The organism is Cytobacillus sp. Hz8 (assembly GCF_042263505.1).
GTDB lineage: Bacteria > Bacillota > Bacilli > Bacillales > Cytobacillaceae > Bacillus_BE.
The window spans coordinates 64995-82440 of sequence record NZ_JBHKFI010000002.1; the positions used below are offsets into that span (position 1 = coordinate 64995).

At 36.8% G+C, this 17446-nt stretch carries 20 protein-coding genes and 1 riboswitch; of the genes, 13 read left to right on the forward strand and 7 right to left on the reverse strand.

Features of this window, described 5'->3' with window-relative positions:
• The first annotated feature begins 13 nt into the window (after nucleotides 1-13).
• The 6 genes from comGC (at nucleotide 14) to ACE38V_RS03330 (ending at nucleotide 2619) form a co-directional block, all read left to right on the forward strand.
• Nucleotides 14-328 carry a competence type IV pilus major pilin ComGC gene (gene comGC / locus ACE38V_RS03305; protein WP_375839732.1) on the forward strand — a complete coding sequence of 105 codons (315 nt, stop codon included), beginning with the start codon at nucleotides 14-16 and terminating at the stop codon, nucleotides 326-328.
• A 1-nt stretch (nucleotide 329) separates the two neighbouring features.
• Nucleotides 330-770 (forward strand): competence type IV pilus minor pilin ComGD, encoded by a 441-nt coding sequence (comGD, locus tag ACE38V_RS03310; protein ID WP_375839733.1) that lies wholly within the window; start codon nucleotides 330-332, stop codon nucleotides 768-770.
• Nucleotides 771-1096: 326 nt separating this feature from the next.
• On the forward strand, nucleotides 1097-1507 hold the full coding sequence (comGF, locus tag ACE38V_RS03315; protein ID WP_375840125.1) for a competence type IV pilus minor pilin ComGF: 411 nt from the start codon (nucleotides 1097-1099) through the stop codon (nucleotides 1505-1507).
• Nucleotides 1504-1887, forward strand: coding sequence for a competence type IV pilus minor pilin ComGG (gene comGG, locus ACE38V_RS03320; protein ID WP_375839734.1), 384 nt, complete (start codon nucleotides 1504-1506; stop codon nucleotides 1885-1887). Before comGF ends, comGG begins: the two co-directional genes overlap by 4 nt.
• A 14-nt stretch (nucleotides 1888-1901) precedes the next feature.
• Nucleotides 1902-2399 carry a shikimate kinase gene (locus ACE38V_RS03325; protein ID WP_375839735.1) on the forward strand — a complete coding sequence of 166 codons (498 nt, stop codon included), beginning with the start codon at nucleotides 1902-1904 and terminating at the stop codon, nucleotides 2397-2399.
• Between the two features lie 31 nt (nucleotides 2400-2430).
• Nucleotides 2431-2619 carry a YqzE family protein gene (locus ACE38V_RS03330; RefSeq protein WP_375840126.1) on the forward strand — a complete coding sequence of 63 codons (189 nt, stop codon included), beginning with the start codon at nucleotides 2431-2433 and terminating at the stop codon, nucleotides 2617-2619.
• 83 nt (nucleotides 2620-2702) lie between these two features.
• Here the strand turns inward: ACE38V_RS03330 and ACE38V_RS03335 are convergent, their stop codons facing one another.
• Both ACE38V_RS03335 and ACE38V_RS03340 read right to left on the reverse strand, forming a co-directional pair.
• Entirely contained in the window at nucleotides 2703-3509 is an 807-nt protein-coding gene (locus ACE38V_RS03335) for a YqhG family protein (protein WP_375839736.1), read from the reverse strand.
• A complete protein-coding gene (locus ACE38V_RS03340; protein WP_375839737.1) occupies nucleotides 3478-5175 on the reverse strand; it encodes a DEAD/DEAH box helicase in 1698 nt (565 codons plus the stop codon). Before ACE38V_RS03340 ends, ACE38V_RS03335 begins: the two co-directional genes overlap by 32 nt.
• Before the next feature lie 240 nt (nucleotides 5176-5415).
• Nucleotides 5416-5505, forward strand: a riboswitch (glycine riboswitch).
• 153 nt (nucleotides 5506-5658) lie between these two features.
• Here ACE38V_RS03340 and gcvT point away from each other — a divergent pair.
• Genes gcvT through gcvPB form a run of 3 tightly spaced genes read left to right on the forward strand, consistent with a single transcriptional unit; the run spans nucleotide 5659 to nucleotide 9582 of the window.
• Nucleotides 5659-6759 carry a glycine cleavage system aminomethyltransferase GcvT gene (gene gcvT, locus ACE38V_RS03345; RefSeq protein ID WP_375839738.1) on the forward strand — a complete coding sequence of 367 codons (1101 nt, stop codon included), beginning with the start codon at nucleotides 5659-5661 and terminating at the stop codon, nucleotides 6757-6759.
• Between the two features lie 26 nt (nucleotides 6760-6785).
• The gene (gcvPA, locus tag ACE38V_RS03350) at nucleotides 6786-8132 is read left to right on the forward strand and encodes an aminomethyl-transferring glycine dehydrogenase subunit GcvPA (protein WP_375839739.1); all 1347 of its coding nucleotides are present in this window, start codon (nucleotides 6786-6788) and stop codon (nucleotides 8130-8132) included.
• Complete coding sequence (gcvPB, locus tag ACE38V_RS03355; RefSeq protein ID WP_375839740.1) at nucleotides 8125-9582, forward strand: aminomethyl-transferring glycine dehydrogenase subunit GcvPB; 1458 nt, start codon at nucleotides 8125-8127, stop codon at nucleotides 9580-9582. The genes gcvPA and gcvPB overlap by 8 nt, the downstream gene beginning before the upstream one ends.
• A 52-nt stretch (nucleotides 9583-9634) precedes the next feature.
• On the opposite strand, the gene ACE38V_RS03360 is transcribed toward gcvPB, so the two are convergent.
• Nucleotides 9635-10018, reverse strand: a complete 384-nt coding sequence (locus tag ACE38V_RS03360; RefSeq protein WP_375839741.1) for a rhodanese-like domain-containing protein — start codon at nucleotides 10016-10018, stop codon at nucleotides 9635-9637.
• 180 nt (nucleotides 10019-10198) lie between these two features.
• Between ACE38V_RS03360 and ACE38V_RS03365 the strand changes: the two genes are divergently transcribed.
• A complete protein-coding gene (locus ACE38V_RS03365; RefSeq protein WP_375839742.1) occupies nucleotides 10199-11035 on the forward strand; it encodes a lipoate--protein ligase family protein in 837 nt (278 codons plus the stop codon).
• A gap of 345 nt (nucleotides 11036-11380) precedes the next feature.
• Entirely contained in the window at nucleotides 11381-13939 is a 2559-nt protein-coding gene (locus ACE38V_RS03370) for a vitamin B12-dependent ribonucleotide reductase (RefSeq protein WP_375839743.1), read from the forward strand.
• A 249-nt stretch (nucleotides 13940-14188) separates the two neighbouring features.
• Here ACE38V_RS03370 and ACE38V_RS03375 read toward each other — a convergent pair whose 3' ends face one another.
• The 4 genes from ACE38V_RS03375 to ACE38V_RS03390 form a co-directional block, all read right to left on the reverse strand.
• Nucleotides 14189-14548, reverse strand: a complete 360-nt coding sequence (locus ACE38V_RS03375; RefSeq protein ID WP_375839744.1) for an MmcQ/YjbR family DNA-binding protein — start codon at nucleotides 14546-14548, stop codon at nucleotides 14189-14191.
• A 76-nt stretch (nucleotides 14549-14624) separates the two neighbouring features.
• Nucleotides 14625-14825 carry a helix-hairpin-helix domain-containing protein gene (locus ACE38V_RS03380; RefSeq protein WP_375840127.1) on the reverse strand — a complete coding sequence of 67 codons (201 nt, stop codon included), beginning with the start codon at nucleotides 14823-14825 and terminating at the stop codon, nucleotides 14625-14627.
• Between the two features lie 66 nt (nucleotides 14826-14891).
• Nucleotides 14892-15275 (reverse strand): VOC family protein, encoded by a 384-nt coding sequence (locus ACE38V_RS03385; RefSeq protein ID WP_375839745.1) that lies wholly within the window; start codon nucleotides 15273-15275, stop codon nucleotides 14892-14894.
• 149 nt (nucleotides 15276-15424) lie between these two features.
• Entirely contained in the window at nucleotides 15425-15754 is a 330-nt protein-coding gene (locus ACE38V_RS03390; protein ID WP_375839746.1) for a hypothetical protein, read from the reverse strand.
• A 111-nt stretch (nucleotides 15755-15865) separates the two neighbouring features.
• Between ACE38V_RS03390 and ACE38V_RS03395 the strand changes: the two genes are divergently transcribed.
• Nucleotides 15866-16180 carry a hypothetical protein gene (locus ACE38V_RS03395; RefSeq protein ID WP_375839747.1) on the forward strand — a complete coding sequence of 105 codons (315 nt, stop codon included), beginning with the start codon at nucleotides 15866-15868 and terminating at the stop codon, nucleotides 16178-16180.
• A gap of 349 nt (nucleotides 16181-16529) precedes the next feature.
• Entirely contained in the window at nucleotides 16530-17414 is an 885-nt protein-coding gene (locus tag ACE38V_RS03400) for a patatin-like phospholipase family protein (RefSeq protein ID WP_375839748.1), read from the forward strand.
• Nucleotides 17415-17446 lie beyond the last annotated feature (32 nt).

Here is a 17446-nt window from a genome sequence, read left to right on the forward strand (position 1 = left end):
AATGGAGGTTTCTATGATAAAAAATGAAAAAGGCTTTACTCTGATAGAAATGATGATCGTTTTGCTTGTGATTTCGATTCTATTAATTATTACAATCCCCAATATTACGAAGCATAACTCAACCATTAATGATAAAGGGTGTAAAGCATTCGTGAAAATGGTTCAGGGGCAAGTTCAAGCCTATGAAATGGATAAAGGAACACTACCGAAGGATACAACGGAGCTTGAAACAAATGGATACTTAAAAAAAGGAGAGACATCTTGTCCAAATGGCTCATCTGTAACAATCAGTGCGGAAGGTGATGTAACCGCCAACACCGGTAGTTAGTATGGAAAAAGGCTGGAATAAAGGCTTTACCTTAATTGAATCTCTGTTTGTCTTAAGTATATTTATGCTCATGGCTATGATTACTATTATTATGATGAAACCACAAACTAATTTGTTGAATCGCAGTACGTTTTTTTCCCAATTGAAAGCAGATATATTTTATGCCCAGCAATATGCAATCAGCAATCAAAAACAACTTTCCCTTAATATTCTTCCGAACCAATATAAGTATTATATTAAAAATCAAGACGGCTCATATTTACTAGAGCGGGAATATGCAAGGAATATTGATATTTCAGAGGGAACCTTAGGGCTATATTTGAAATTTAATCCAAATGGAAATGTCAATAAATTTGGTTCAATCATGATTTACATTGGCAAGGAGACTTATCGAATGATCTTTCAAATCGGAGGGGGACGTTTCTATGTTGTGAAGGAATAATGGTTATTTTCTCTTCGAACTGCTACTCTCCTTATCAACCATCTTTTTAATGGTATTTAGCCTATTTCCTATCTATTTCCAATTAACGAGGCAATCTATCAGTATAGAAAGAGAGCAAAACGCAACACATATTTTATATGAAATGGTTTTAAATCAAGAAAATCAAATTCCGCATAATGAGATTATTTATCGAAATGAGGAAGCTTTTAATGTGATCTGGAATGAAAATCCCCCCAACAATCATCAGGAGGTGTGCGTGCATTATCAAAATGGTTTTCACAAAAGTGTGCAAAAATGTAAGATCATTGAATAACTTTGGTTTTACGATGTTAGAGATGGTATTTGCCTTTTCTATTTTTTGTATCATCGTGTCTTTTCTCCCTATATGCTTTCGAATGATGTTAAATACCCATTCGAATGAACAAAGAATTCAAAGACTGGAGTGGGAGGTTTTTATTAGTCAAATGAAAATCGAAGTTCAAAGTGCTGACCAAATTAGTGGTGATGATCAGAATCTTTTGCTTTTAAAGGATGGGGCTAGAATTACGCTTGAAAAATATGGGGCAAATTTAAGAAGGAGAGTGAATGAGGAGGGGCATGAAATTATGCTTCAGAATGTACAATCCGTGAAATATCATTATCTTAAAAATGGAGTAACCATTATCGTGACGGATACGTTTCAAGCCACCCATACGGCTACGATTTATACGATCATTGACTTGGAGCAGGCCTCATGATTTGTAATGAGAAAGGATTTACCTATCCTTTAACCTTTATCTTATTTCTTTTGTTTACTATTTTTCTTTCAATTCAAACTGAATTATATGTATCAGAGAAGAAAGTTCTGAAAGAGGCTGAGCAGAATCTAGAAAAAGAATATTATTTTAAACAAGCAGTTAATGATATCCAAAAAGCTCTTCAAGAAAATGGACAGGACATGAAATCGGGGACATTAGCGTATATGGATGGAGAAGTTGATTATTTGATTAAGGATTTAACTGCCGAAGTCTCACAAATCACGTTTCAGATTCATTTTCCGGAAAATGAGAAGGTAACCGGTATGGCTTTCTATGACAAAAAATTAAAAATAATGATAAAATGGTATGAAAAAAACTAATAGGGGATTTAAGGATGCAACCTATCTATATCATCGGTTTTATGGGAACAGGAAAGTCAACAGTCGGAAAGGCACTTGGAGAGCTTTTTGAACTTTCGGTATACGATACAGATGAGGAAATTATGAAACAGCAAAAGATGAGCATCAATGAGATTTTTGCACAAATGGGAGAGACGGGCTTTCGCATGATAGAGACGGAAACTCTTAACAGGATGCCTAAAAACGGGATTATTACGACAGGCGGAGGTATCATTTTAAAGGAAGAGAACGTTAAATATATGAAAGAGACGGGAGTCGTTTTTTTGCTCCATGCCACCATAGAGGAAATCTTACGAAGACTTGAAAATGACGAATCACGCCCACTTCTGAAAGGAAGTAAGAAGGAAAATGCAGTCAAGCTCTATAGCCAAAGAGAACCTTTATACCTAAAAGCTGCAGATTTCATCATTGATACTACCTCTAAATCCATTTTTGAAATCATCAAAGAAATCAAAAATCGATTGAAATGCTGAGAAATGGACATACTTGCTAATGAAAAGGCAGGTGTGTCATTTGAAAACAAATGATTATTTAAAATATATTATTCAACTATTTGTTCAGTATATGGATCAGCCAAAGGAGGAACGGATTAAGAGGCGTTTAGAGCGGAGAGATGCGAAAGAAACCTTTTTATTTAAATGGTTTGGAATCATCCCTTTTGCAATTTTTGCAGGCTTGAAAAAAAGGAAGTGAGTCGCCTGTTGTAAAGTGCTGCTCACTTTCTTTTTTCCATCTGTTTAATTTAGTTTTTCATCTTTATTTAGTGATTTTATGAATTAACTCCATGTATTCGTTGAGTCTTCACGCAGATAAAACAAGCCACCATTGATAATCGAAATCATGATCTTTGGTTCATATTGCTCTTTTAAAGCTTGCTTTTCGATTTCATAACTTTCTCCTTTTTCTTCGATATCTTCATAGAAGTGTTCAAGCAAATGTAAATCCTTTCTCCAACGCTCTTTTGCTTCATCTGCCCAGTGGTGATCTTCCTGTTGAAGGGAATTTGTCAGATATCTTTCGATGCGAGCTAGTCCACTTTTCGGCATAATGAGTGGAGATAATGTAAAGGAATAGTCCGGGATTTTTGGTGCTAATTTAAGCCCCATTAATTTGTCATGAAAATCTTCAACAAGTTGTCCGTTGATTAATTGCAAACCAATGGATTGAAAGATATCCCGTTTTCGATCACATTGATAAGAGATTTTAACATTCATCCCTAACCATGGTTTTAGTGGAATATGCTGACTAGGTCCTGTTTGCAGATTTTCATAAAGCCGGATATAGCCTGCTAAATTTTTGGTTGATTGAAAAATTTGATGAAGTCGCGGTGAACCAAAATGGATCAGTTCTCCTTTCAAATTTTCAGGTGCCTTTTTTTGATCCATAATTAGATTGAGCTTCATCGGATTTGGAATCCCACCGGTTTTTTCAAGGTAATGCCAATAAAATGGACGATTCATTAATTCTTTATCTAATTCAATGGTAAGCTGTACACTCATATATCCAGATTCATTTTCACAGATATCACAGCCATTTGCCTGAAAATAGCGTTCAAGAAATTGATGAATTTCCTGCTGTTGCATTTATATTCCCTTCTTTCATTTCTTCAGCAAACGAGATAATAGAAGATAGATTTTCCATCTTAATTCTCATTTCCCCTTCTGAAGTAGAATTGCCAAATATATCAGCAAGATGATCTTCGACGCTGCCGAAATCTAATTTGGATAAGATATCATCCAATTCGCCAATCACCTTTTCAAATAAATGAATTTTCTCATATAAAAGCTTGAGGATATGTTCCTCAACGGTGCCTTTTGTGGCAAAATTATAAATAAAAACATCCTTTTCCTGCCCAAGGCGATGGATTCGTCCGATCCTCTGTTCAAGTCTCATCGGGTTCCAAGGCAAATCAAAGTTTATAATATGATGACAAAATTGGAGATTGATTCCTTCTCCTCCTGCTTCTGTAGCAATTAAAACTTGTGCATGATTTTTAAACAGCTCCCGCATCCAATCCTTTTTTCCTCGCTTGAAGCCGCCTCGAAAGGGAACAGAGCTGATTCCATGCTGCTTAAGAAACCATTGAAGGTATAATTGGGTTGCGCGGTATTCAGTAAAAATGATTACTTTATCTTGGATATTTTGAATTAATTCCAGTGCCTTTTCTGCCTTTGAATTTATTTTTACAGCCTCCACCTTTGTTATTAAATGCTGGATTTGCTCTTCAAATCGTTTGTTTGGGGATTCTTGTCGGTTTAGCATATTTTTTAAGGTATAAAAGACTGCTTCTCTGCTACTACAGGCTTCTCTTTGCAGCGTCATGACAGAAAATTGGCTGGAGGTTACCCATTGATCTTCTCCTTTAAGTTCTAAAATGGATTCATATAAATCTCTTTCTTCCTGAGAAAATTCAATTGGGATGGTTTTAACCTCCCGTTTTGTCCATTCAATTCCGGTGTCATTTCTTCGATTCCGTATCATGACCTTATTAACGAGTTCTTTTAAATGTTCATCATCATTGATTGAGCGTGAATCCTTTTTATATTTTTCATAAAAGGCGGACTCATTCCCTAAATGTCCTGGTTTTAGAAGGGATACTAAATTAAAAATCTCTTCTATGCGATTTTGAATGGGGGTAGCAGTTAATAATAGGCAGAACTTCTTCTTTAGGTTTTGGACAAATTCATAGTTTTTGGTTTTGTTATTTTTAAGTTTGTGAGCTTCATCAATAATAATTAAGTCATAATTCTGCTGGTGAATGATGTCGCGATGGGGGCTTCGCTTGGCTGTGTCGATGGAAGATACGACAACATCACATTGCTCCCAAACATAACTTTTTCTTTGCGCTATTGCAGGAATATAGAATTTGGAGTTTAACTCATATGCCCACTGTGTGACGAGGGAAGCAGGTACTAAGATTAATACCTTTTTAACAAGACCGCGAATCATATACTCCTTTAAAATGAGTCCTGCTTCAATCGTTTTACCTAACCCAACCTCATCTGCCAAGATAGCTTTTCCATTCATATTTTCGATAACTTGTTTTGCCACTTCAAGCTGATGGGGAAGGGGAGTTAAATGGGATAGATGCTTTGGAGCAGTGAGCCCTTCAAAATCTTCAATAATTGTATGTTTTTCCACTTCAACTGCTAATTTATATAATTCCCAGTTTCCCCATGGTCCATCATCATCAATCCTTTTTAATAAACCATCCTGCCAAGAGGAATCAAATATCATTTCCACTGTCATTATAGAATGCAGCTCCTTTTGTTCATAAGAAGTATGGAGTTTATTAGTTTAAATCGCCTCACTAGGTTTTCTACTGAATAAATAGTTAATTAAAAATAAATCTAGATAGGAATTGTTTTAATTTTTATTGCTCATTTAGGGTCTAGATGGTAGGATGAAGTTAGAAATTTGTCAGATTTGTTAATTTTTTTGCGGTATGCTGTATTAGTATGACCCATTTGGAAAATATTATTGATGCGGATGAGAATAAGGGGAGAGACTACATTTGTAGCGCCGAAGGAGCAAACAAGGTTTTGTGAATCTCTCAGGCAAAAGAACACTTATTTGACGCGACTCTGGAGAGCGTTTCAATTAGTTGAAACCACCAAAGGGGAAAGCCATTAGGTAAACTTTCAGGTGACAGGACAGAGATCTTCTCAAAGAAATTGAGGGGGTTTTCTGTCCTTTTTTGTGCCGTCAAGTGAATTTATAAGGGGGATGTTTATGTCAGAGCTAAGAAGAACACCATTGTATGACGTTTATAAAACGTATGGTGGGAAAACAATTGATTTTGGAGGATGGGAGCTTCCTGTCCAATTTTCAAGTATTAAAGAAGAACATCATGCTGTCAGGAATGCAGCTGGATTGTTTGATGTATCTCATATGGGAGAAATCACGGTAAAAGGCCCTGATAGTCTAAACTTCTTGCAAAAAATGATGACGAATGATCTATCAAAGCTTCAAAATGGCGGGGCTCAATATACGGCAATGTGCTATGAGACGGGTGGAACAGTTGATGATCTCCTCGTTTATCAAATGGAAGAAGCGCATTATCTCTTAGTCGTCAATGCCGCCAATATTGAAAAGGATTTTACATGGTTAGCCTCACATGTTGAGGGGGAGGTAGAACTAATAAATATATCTGAAAAAATTGCTCAACTTGCCTTACAAGGACCATTGGCAGAAAGTATTTTACAACCACTTGTTCATGGGATGGATTTAAAAGAAATTAGCGGATTTACATTTTGTCATGAGGTAAATATGATTGGAAAAAAGGTGCTTATTTCTAGAACTGGTTATACGGGTGAAGACGGTTTTGAAATTTACTGTGAGGCAACGGAAGCCATTTCAATATGGAAGAAAATTTTAGAGGATGGGAAGGATTTAGGTGTGTTGCCTTGTGGACTAGGAGCAAGGGACACGCTGCGATTTGAAGCAACTTTGGCACTATACGGACAAGAATTGAGTCAGACAATTACTCCGCTAGAGGCCGGAATTGGATTTGCTGTCAAATTGAATAAGGATGCTGATTTTATCGGGAAAGAAGCATTAAAGAAGCAAAAAGAAAAGGGGTTGGAGCGGAAGATTGTTGGAATTGAAATGATTGATCGCGGCATTCCAAGACACGGATATCCCGTTTATTTTGGTAATGAATTAATTGGTGAGGTCACTACAGGAACGCAATCACCTACTTTAAAGAAAAATATCGGCTTGGCTCTGATAAAAACCCTTTATGCCGATTTAGGAAATGAAGTAGATGTCGAAGTTCGCGGCAAGCACTTAAAAGCAAAGGTAGTTTCAACACCATTTTATAAAAGAAAATGATTAAGAATCGAGGGGAGATTAGTCCTATGATACATCGTTATTTACCAGTAACGGAGACAAACAAAAAAGAAATGCTCCAAGCAATTGGAGTATCGTCCATTGATGAATTGTTTAATGATATTCCTGACAGTGTGAAATTCAAAGGAAAATATAAAATAAAAAGTGCGTTATCTGAATCTGCTTTATTAAAAGAATTAACAGCCATTGCACAGAAAAATGCCGATTTAAAAGCAAACGTCTCGTTCTTGGGAGCAGGCGTATATGATCATTATATTCCGGTTATTGTTGATCATGTCCTATCTCGTTCAGAGTTTTATACTGCCTATACTCCTTATCAACCTGAGATATCACAAGGGGAGTTGCAGGCGATTTTCGAATTTCAAACGATGATTTGTGAATTGACTGGTATGGATGTAGCGAATTCTTCCATGTATGATGGCGGAACTGCTTTAGCAGAAGCGGGAATGCTTAGTGCAGGTCAGACCAAACGCAAAAAAGTGCTTATTTCCAGTCTTGTTCATCCAGAATCACGAGAAGTAGTCAAAACCTACGCCAAAGGACAAAAAATCGAAATTGTTGAAATTCCTCAAATTGATGGAATCACGAATCTTTCTGCCCTTAAAGAACTAATGGATGATGATGTGGCGGCTGTTATGGTGCAATATCCGAATTTTCTCGGAAGAATTGAACCGCTGAAGGAACTAGAGGAAATTATTCATGCTCACAAATCCATGTTTGTCGTTTCAAGTAATCCGTTATCTCTGGGATTATTAACACCTCCTGGAAAATGGGGGGCTGATATTGTAGTTGGGGATGCACAGCCATTTGGAATCCCAACTGCCTTTGGCGGCCCTCATTGTGGTTATTTTGCCGTGACACAGAAGCTTATGCGGAAGGTTCCTGGCAGATTAGTCGGACAGACAACAGATGATGAAGGTCAGAGAGGCTTTGTTTTGACCCTTCAAGCTCGTGAACAGCATATACGTCGAGATAAGGCAACATCTAATATTTGTTCTAATCAGGCTTTGAATGCCCTTGCTGCTTCAGTTGCGATGACAGCACTTGGAAAACAAGGGGTTAAAGAGGTTGCGTATAGCAATTTTCAAAAAGCAAATTATGCGAAAACCGCTTTAAAAAATGCAGGCTTTGATATGGCTTTTGAGGGGCCTTGTTTCAATGAATTTGTAGTGAAGCTGAACAAACCGATACAAGAGATCAATCAAAAATTATTAGCTAAGGGCATTATAGGAGGTTATGATCTCGGACGGGATTATCAAGAGCTTATAAACCATATGCTCATTGCCGTTACGGAATTAAGAACAAAAGGTGAAATCGATACTTTTGTAAAAGAATTGAGGGATATACATGCATAAGCAAGATCAACCATTGATTTTTGAACTAAGTAAAGAAGGACGTATTGGCTATAGTTTACCTGAAATGGATGTTCCTGAAGTGAACATGGAGGAGTTCATCCCTAGTGAATATTTACGTCAGGAGGATGCTGAATTGCCGGAAGTGTCAGAGCTTGATATCATGCGCCATTATACGGCATTGTCGAAACGTAATCATGGAGTGGATTCGGGTTTTTATCCACTTGGCTCATGTACGATGAAGTATAATCCGAAATTGAATGAAAATGTTGCACGGCTTAATGGCTTTGCCCATCTACATCCATTACAGGAAGAATCTTCCGTTCAAGGGGCTCTTGAACTGATGTATGATCTCTCACAACACTTAGTGGAAATTACCGGTATGGATGAAGTCACACTTCAACCGGCTGCAGGGGCTCATGGCGAGTGGACAGGATTAATGCTTATCCGTGCCTTTCATGAGGCAAATGGTGACGGGAAAAGGACGAAGGTAATCATTCCAGATTCTGCACATGGAACGAATCCTGCATCAGCTTCGGTTGCTGGTTTTGAAACGATTACGGTGAAATCAAATGATAAAGGTTTAGTAGATTTAAATGACCTACGTCAAGTTGTAGGTGAGGATACTGCCGCTTTAATGTTGACAAATCCCAATACTTTAGGATTATTTGAAGAAAATATTCTTGAAGTGGCTGAGATTGTTCACTCAGCAGGTGGAAAATTATATTATGATGGAGCCAATCTAAATGCTGTTTTGTCAAAAGCAAGACCAGGAGATATGGGCTTTGATGTTGTTCATTTAAATCTTCATAAAACATTCACTGGACCGCATGGCGGTGGCGGTCCAGGATCAGGTCCGGTGGGGGTAAAGAAGGAGATGACTCCTTTCCTACCGAAGCCTGTTGTGAAGAAAGTAGGAGAAAAGTACGTACTGGATTATAATCGCCCTCAATCAATTGGTAGGGTAAAGCCTTATTTTGGTAACTTTGGAATTAATGTTAGAGCGTACACTTATATTCGTTCTATGGGTCCAGATGGGTTAAAAGCGGTAACAGAGCATGCGGTACTGAATGCCAATTATATGATGAGACGTTTAGCCGAATATTATGACCTTCCGTATGATACCCATTGTAAGCATGAATTTGTCTTAAGCGGGAAGAAACAAAAGAAATTAGGAGTTCGTGCTCTTGATATTGCGAAACGGCTCTTAGATTTTGGCTACCATCCGCCAACCATTTATTTCCCGCTTAATGTGGAAGAGTGCATGATGATTGAACCTACTGAAACAGAATCTAAGGAAACCCTAGACGCTTTTATTGATGCGATGATTCAAATTGCCAAGGAAGCAATCGATAATCCGGAAATTGTTCAGGAAGCACCGCATCAAACGATAATTGGAAGATTAGATGAAACAACAGCTGCCAGAAAACCAAAATTACGTTATCAAAAATAAATAAAAAAGACCTTGTACGAATGAAACGTACAAGGTCTTTGATTTTAAAAGCTTATTTTTTCGTTTTGACCTTACCTGTCCAATTTTTAAATCCGCCTTTGAGATGAGAAAGGTCTTTGTATCCACGGCGATAGAGAAATTGTGCAGCACGTCCGCTGCGGACTCCGCTTTGACAATATAGATAGACTGGTTTATCTGGACGAATTTCCTTTAAACGCATTTTCATTTGGGATAGTGGAATATTTCTTGCTCCTAATATATGCCCAGCATCAAACTCATTTGGTTCACGAACGTCAATTAATTGTGCTTTTCGATAGCCTGCTTTAAATTGTTCTTCAGTAAGAGTTTTGACAATCTTTCTTTGAAATAACCATCTAGATAAAGAATAAGCTAGAATCGCTACTAGTACGATAAGAGCAAATTTAAGTTGACTCATGATTGATCTCCTTTCAAACTAACTAAGCCATTACTATTATATAAGTCTTCTCTCATATGAGTAAAGGAAATAAACAAAAAAATATTAGCAAAGTTCTTCCTGCTTTGCTTTTAACATGAGTTTTGATAGACTAAATATCGCAACTTGATTCATTTTTTTAATATAAATGAGGTATGTATAGTGGAAAAAGAAAAATGGCTTTTTATTGATTCTGGTCATTGCTCACCTTTCTATAATATGGCGCTTGATGAAGCATTGCTCGATTGGCATAGCCATGGCGATATTCCACCTGTCATTCGTTTTTATGGTTGGAATCCTGCCACTCTATCTATCGGCTATTTTCAAAAGGCGGAAAAAGAAATAAATTTCGATGCTGTAAAGGAGCATCAATTGGGTTTTGTCCGTCGCCCTACAGGTGGTAGAGGGGTATTGCATGAACATGAACTCACCTATAGTGTGATTGTTACAGAAGATCATCCCGATATGCCTAAAACCGTAACAGAGGCCTATAAGGTTATTTCAGAGGGGATTTTAAGAGGCTTTCAAAATCTTGGCCTTGCTGCTTATTTTTCTATTCCGAGAACGGATCAAGAGAAAGAGGCATTAAAGAGTCCAAGGTCAGCGGTTTGCTTCGATGCTCCTAGCTGGTATGAGCTTGTTGTCGAAGGTCGAAAGGTAGCAGGAAGCGCACAAACAAGGCAAAAAGGAGTGATCCTGCAGCATGGATCTATATTATTGGATTTAGATGAGGATAAATTATTTAGTCTTTTTAAATATCCGAATGAGCGGGTAAGAGAGAGAATGCAGAAAGGCTTTAAGGATAAAGCAGTTGCCATCAATGAAATCAGTAAACGGCAAATTAGCTTGGACGAGGCAAAAATTGCTTTTAAAAAAGGTTTTGCGGAAGGGCTAGACATAGAGCTTGTACCATATCAATTAACCGCGGAACAACATCAATACGTATTGAATCTTGCATATGAAAAGTACGAAAGCGATGAATGGAATTATAAAAGATAAAGCGGCTTATGCCGCTTTTTTCAATGTAGGATATTGTCGAAAATCATACTTTTTTCCTATGTTTTTAAAAGTGCAAGCTTTGAAATTTGTTAAAATTTCTTGTTTTTTGGTGTAAAACATCAAAAATCTCTTTTATTCTATCTTTTTTAGGAAAAATGAAGTTTGACAAAATAAAATTTTATTGAATCAAACACAATATATAGTGGTTGAATAAATATTTAAAATACCATATATTGATTTTGAAGATTTGTTATGGTAACTTTAGGTTACTACCATTTTGACAACTAGATGATTATTAGTTTTTCACAAATGATATTAGTTTGGAATTTAAAGGAGTGTACTTGAATGTCTGTTGCGTTAGGACGAAAAATGAATATTGATGTAGAACGTTTGAATGAGGATATAAGTTTATTTCCCCAAGTCCATCCTATTACATCTGATATGACATTAACTCATAAAGGGGTTTCAAGATTAGTCATGCTTGACCGCTATACTTTTAAGGATACGAAGAAAATTACTTTAACGGAGGGGGACTTTGTTGTTCTGACCATTAAAGAGGATCCAAAATTTCCGGCACGAGGTCTAGGCTATATTCTCAACATTGATTGGGAGAAAAAAATAGCAAATGTGCTTGTGGAAGAAGAATATAGAGGTGCTTTAGAATATCCAGAAGAAGTAAAATCCGGGATTATCAAACGTTCTCTTGATGTAATTGAAAAACCATTGGAGATTTACTATGAACAAATTGCTAAAAGAAACGCGACAGGATTAGCATCGGTTGAGAAAACAGAAGAAAAGAGACAAGAATGGTTTGAAAAGTTTTATGAAGAATTAGTCAATTTGAATTTCATTCCTGCAGGCCGTGTGCTATATGGTGCAGGTGCCAATACAGATGTAACGTATTTTAATTGTTATGTTATGCCGTTTGTACAGGATTCCCGTGAAGGCATTTCCGAACATCGTAAGCAAGTGATGGAAATCATGAGCCGTGGAGGCGGAGTTGGAACGAATGGATCTACATTACGGCCACGTAATACCTTAGCAAAAGGGGTAAATGGAAAATCATCCGGTTCCGTTTCTTGGTTAGATGATATTGCAAAATTGACTCATTTAGTAGAACAGGGCGGCTCAAGACGTGGTGCCCAAATGATTATGCTTGCTGATTGGCATCCGGATATCATTGAATTTATCATCTCAAAAATGCAAAACCCAAGAATTCTCCGTTTCTTGTTAGACAATACACAAGATTACACAATTAGAAAATACGCAAAGGAAAAACTGAAGTTCACTCCCTTTACAGAACAAGAAAAGACAATGCATAAAGGCATAACTAATTTTAAACATATACCGGGCTACGGCGGTTTCACAGAGGCCATCATTGCTGAAGCGGAAGAAAAATTAGCTGAAGGCGGAAACTATTCCGTTCATAATCCTGAATTTTTGACAGGGGCGAATATTTCCATTTGCTTAACAAAGGAATTTATGAATGCTGTAGAAAATGATACAGAATATGAACTTCGTTTCCCTGATGTAGAAGGCTATGATACAGAGGAAATGAAAATTTATAATGAGGAATGGCATAAGGTAGGAGACGTGCGTGAGTGGGAAAAAATGGGTCATAAGGTTCGCGTCTATCGAACAGTACGTGCCAAAGAGCTTTGGAATTTAATTAATATTTGCGCTACTTATTCTGCAGAACCGGGTATTTTCTTTATTGACAATGCCAATGACATGACGAATGCAAAGGCTTATGGACAAAGAGTTGTTGCAACAAATCCATGCGGGGAGCAGCCGCTTGCACCATATTCCGTATGTAACTTAGCTGCTGTTAACTTAGCAGAGATGGCAAATAAAGAAACAAAGACTGTCGATTATGCGAAGTTAAAGCGTACGGTTGAAGTCGGCGTAAGAATGCAGGATAACGTCATTGAAGCGACTCCTTACTTTTTGGAAGAAAATAAGAGACAAGCACTAGGTGAGCGACGTGTTGGACTAGGTGTTATGGGTCTACATGATCTACTTATCTATTGTGAAACAGAATACGGTTCCGAAGAAGGAAATAAACTAGTAGATAAGGTATTTGAAACGATTGCTACAACAGCTTATCGTGAATCCATTAAATTAGCTCAAGAAAAAGGAAGCTTCCCATTTTTAACTGGGCAAACAGAAGATGATACGAATCGACTTCGTCAAGCATTCATTTCAACTGGATATATGAAAAAAATGCCGGAAGATATTAGACAATCTATTCTTAAAAACGGAGTTAGAAACTCCCATTTACTAACTGTTGCCCCAACTGGAAGCACGGGGACTATGGTAGGGGTAAGTACAGGTCTTGAACCATATTTCTCCTTCTCTTATTACAGAAGTGGCCGGCTTGGTAAATTTATTGAAGTAAAAGCAGATATCGTTCAGGAATACTTAGATCAAAATCCGGATGCGGATGAGAATCATTTACCACATTGGTTTGTAACGGCAATGGAATTAGAACCAGAAGCACATGCAGATGTGCAATGCGTGATTCAGCGCTGGATTGACAGCTCAATCAGCAAAACAGTGAATGCACCAAAAGGTTATAGTGTTGAACAAGTTGAAAAAGTATATGAAAGACTATATCGCGGCGGAGCTAAGGGAGGAACCGTCTATGTTGATGGTTCACGTGATAGTCAAGTTCTTACCCTAAAGGCAGAAGAAAATAAATTAGACGATCATCACCATCACTTAGAGAAACCAAAACAACATGTCGTTTTAGTAGATACAATTAGTGATCTTCGCTCAACAGATGTGACAATTGGCTCTGAGGTAGGAAACACATGTCCTATTTGCCGTAAAGGAAAAGTTAAAGAAATTGGCGGATGTAATACCTGTGATAACTGTAATGCTCAATTAAAATGTGGATTATAATTTTAGAGAAGGACGGGAGATGTGGCTTTGAAATAAAGTCGTACCGTTTATAAAAAAGATGTACCGTTGTTTTATTATCAAGACCTAAATGATAAAAAGTCATAAAAAATAAGGGATAATACATATTATACATGACCAATATGTATTATCCCTTTTACTTTTTATTTCACAATCGCGCTCTTTAACGGAATAAAGGTTATGAAAATAGACTGCTGAAACAACACATAGCAATTCAATTTGGCATTATAACTACTTTGCAATAATTTGTTTTTGAGCTTTTTTAGTTAATTTTTCAAAAACTAAATTATAAGAATGCTGAATTAGATTCTCTAAGAAATCAAAGGGAATATTTGAATCAATATAAACAGAGTTCCAATGTGTTTTATTCATATAATAGCCAGGGGTAATATTTTTACAAGTTTTTCTTAACTCTTCGGCACGATTAGGTTCGCATTTTAAGGTAATAATAGACTTCCCGTCAGAATCTCCGCCAAACATTGCAAACATCTTCCCACCAACATGATAACGATCTGCTTGCCAATCTTCTTGGTAATCATGTGTTGTGCCAGTTAATGTCATACAAAATGATTGTAGTTTTTCTTTTTTCATTAAAAGTGCTCCTTTTTACGGGTAATTAAAAGATTCCGAAGAAAATTCCCCTTTATTTCAGAGTAATTTAGTCCTTCTAGTTCCACCATTTTAATAGTTCGGGCTCATGTTTTTCATTTGAGGCATAGATGACCGCACAACGAAAAACGTAAAGGACGCACCGATCAACAACTGTCCCTTTTTGGATACAATGCTCTTTGTACATTTCTTCTGGATTAAGGTCTTTCAGTTGATAAAGAGAGCGAATTCCTAAATCATATAAGTTTGAGCAATCGATTTCCCTACTCCGGGAATTTCCGAAACTCCTTTAGGATGGAATTTTCTTCTGTCATAACAGTCTACCTTAATCTAAAGCACTACATATTTCTATGAAATGACCATCCGGATCTGCAACATAAGCAACGATTTGCCCCCATGGTTTGGTCACAGGCTCACTTATTATGAGGACTTCATGGCCACGAAGTTTTTCAACGATTGTATTTACATCTTCAACAACAAAACCTAGTTCAAATGTTTGAGAATGATTAATTGATTCGGGGATATTTAATCCGGTAATTTCAGCGACATTTTCTCGGGTGTTTATTGCAAGGACAGTGCTACCAGTTTCAAATTCTACGTATGTACCATGTTCAGCTCGAACGGGTAAACCAAGTAAGTCTCGATAAAATGTGATTGAACGTTCTAAATTTTCAACGTACAAAATCATATACCTTAAAGCCAATTGCATAGAATATCACCTAACTTCTCAAATATTTTAAGACAATACTTCACTAATAATAGTTCGGTAAATATCATAAATTTTCCTTCAATGAATCCTGCCTTTTTTACAACTCTTAATCCAGTCACACAATGATCTGAATACCCTTTTTTATAAAATCACTTCCCTGCTTTCTTTGCAGCAGAGGTACTATCTAATCGTACTACATTTTTAAGCTTGTAATTTTTAAGCCATGTACTTAGAGACCAAATTGCAGGATGCTTTTTCGGGCCAGCGATTTCAACCACATGTAAGTTGTCTGTAACAATAGCAGCATGTCCAGTATAAAAGCTTGTTGTTTTCTTGCTGGTGATGAGAATATCACCTGCTTTTGCATAAATTTTTTTACCGGGATATTTAGTTGATGCCGAAGTCTTAGATGAGTTAAATGCTAGAGTTCCAGAGACTAAGAGAAACACAGAAATAAATACTTCGAAAACCTTTTTCAACTTTTTACCTTCCTTGGTATGTGAAGCAACGGTTTTACAGCTATATACATATATGTAAAAATAAGGAAAAAGAGCATTTTGATGAATAAATAATTTTGGGGTATAGGCATATTGGTGGTTGTCATCTTAGTTGGAGTTTTTATTTATTACAGAACTACTCCTTTGAAGGCGGACGAAGCCTACGCACAACAGCTTAAACTCGACGTTAAGGACTATTTGGTTAATGAGAAACATTATAGTTCAGATGAAATAGGTAAATTGTCCATTGAACGAAGCACAAAGAATGTCGGTAAAAAAGCGTATGATATTGCAGTTGTTTTTAAGGATGATAAAGATAGTACCTACTACTATAATTACGATGAAAACCATCATGTTCAGCAATCTTCAGTAACAGGTAAAAAACATGCTGAACCTCAAAATAAATAACAGTTAAGGTTTGACGTTTTTACGGGTAAAGGTTTTATTAAACTTGTAATTTACCTCACAAGTTTCAAACCTTCACAACTCCCGTGAATAAAAACTTGATAGAGCCTATCATAATATTTCAGTACCTATCATTATTTTCCTCTCTTACTGAGAAATGCAGTCATCCCCGGCTGACCTGGGGACTCAATGCCTCTTCTCGTTCCAGAAGTTGAGGAAATGATACCGCAATTTTTCCGTCCTTTATGTGTGATGATTTTTTTTGTCTATAAAAATATTGGCTTGTACACTGTACTATTTTTCTATCCGAGCGCTTAAGTATGTATCAATATCTCTTTTAAGGAGTGCTCGAATGAATATAGACGGAGTTTTTTCTGGAGGTGGCATAAAGGGGTTTGCCTTAATTGGTGCATACGAAGAGATAGAAAAAAGAGGATATTGCTTTAAAAGAGTTGCAGGAACAAGTGCCGGTGCCATTATTGCAGCGCTTATCGCAGCTAAATATACCAGTAGGGAAATATTTCAATTGTTGAATGAGATTGACTTAAGACGATTTCTAGATAAAAGATATCCATTTCTTCATTTTCCAGTATTAAAATGGGTTCATCTTTATTGGAGATTAGGGTTATACAAGGGGAATGAATTGGAAAAATGGATTCAAGACAAACTTGCTGCAAGAGGTTTATACACCTTTTCAGATCTTGAGAAAGATACATTGAGAGTTATTGCCTCTGATTTGACAAATAATCGTTTAGTGGTTCTACCTGATGATTTAATACAGTTCGGTATGGATCCAGGAACCTTTCCTATTGCTAAAGCTATCCGGATGAGCTGCAGTCTTCCATATTTTTTTGAACCGGTAAAGCTGCATTCTGCAACTGGAACCAGTCTGATTGTTGATGGTGGAGTTTTGAGTAATTTTCCCATGTGGTTATTTGATCAAGAAAATGTAAAAAAGGAAAGACCTGTCCTTGGTATTAAGCTAAGCCCGCTTATTGGAGGTGAAAATAATCATAAAATCACGAATGCAATTCAGTTATTTGAAGCTTTGTTTATTACGATGAAGGATGCACATGATGCTCGTTACATCTCAAGGAAGCTAGAAAAAAATATTATCTTTATTCCAACAAAAGGGGTTATGGCCACAGAATTTAGCCTAACGGATGAAATGAAAAAAGACCTAATGGAATTGGGAAAGGTAAGTGCAGAGAAGTTTTTTCACCATTGGAGTTTTTAAAAAAATGGAAACGTTATTTGATGGAATATTCA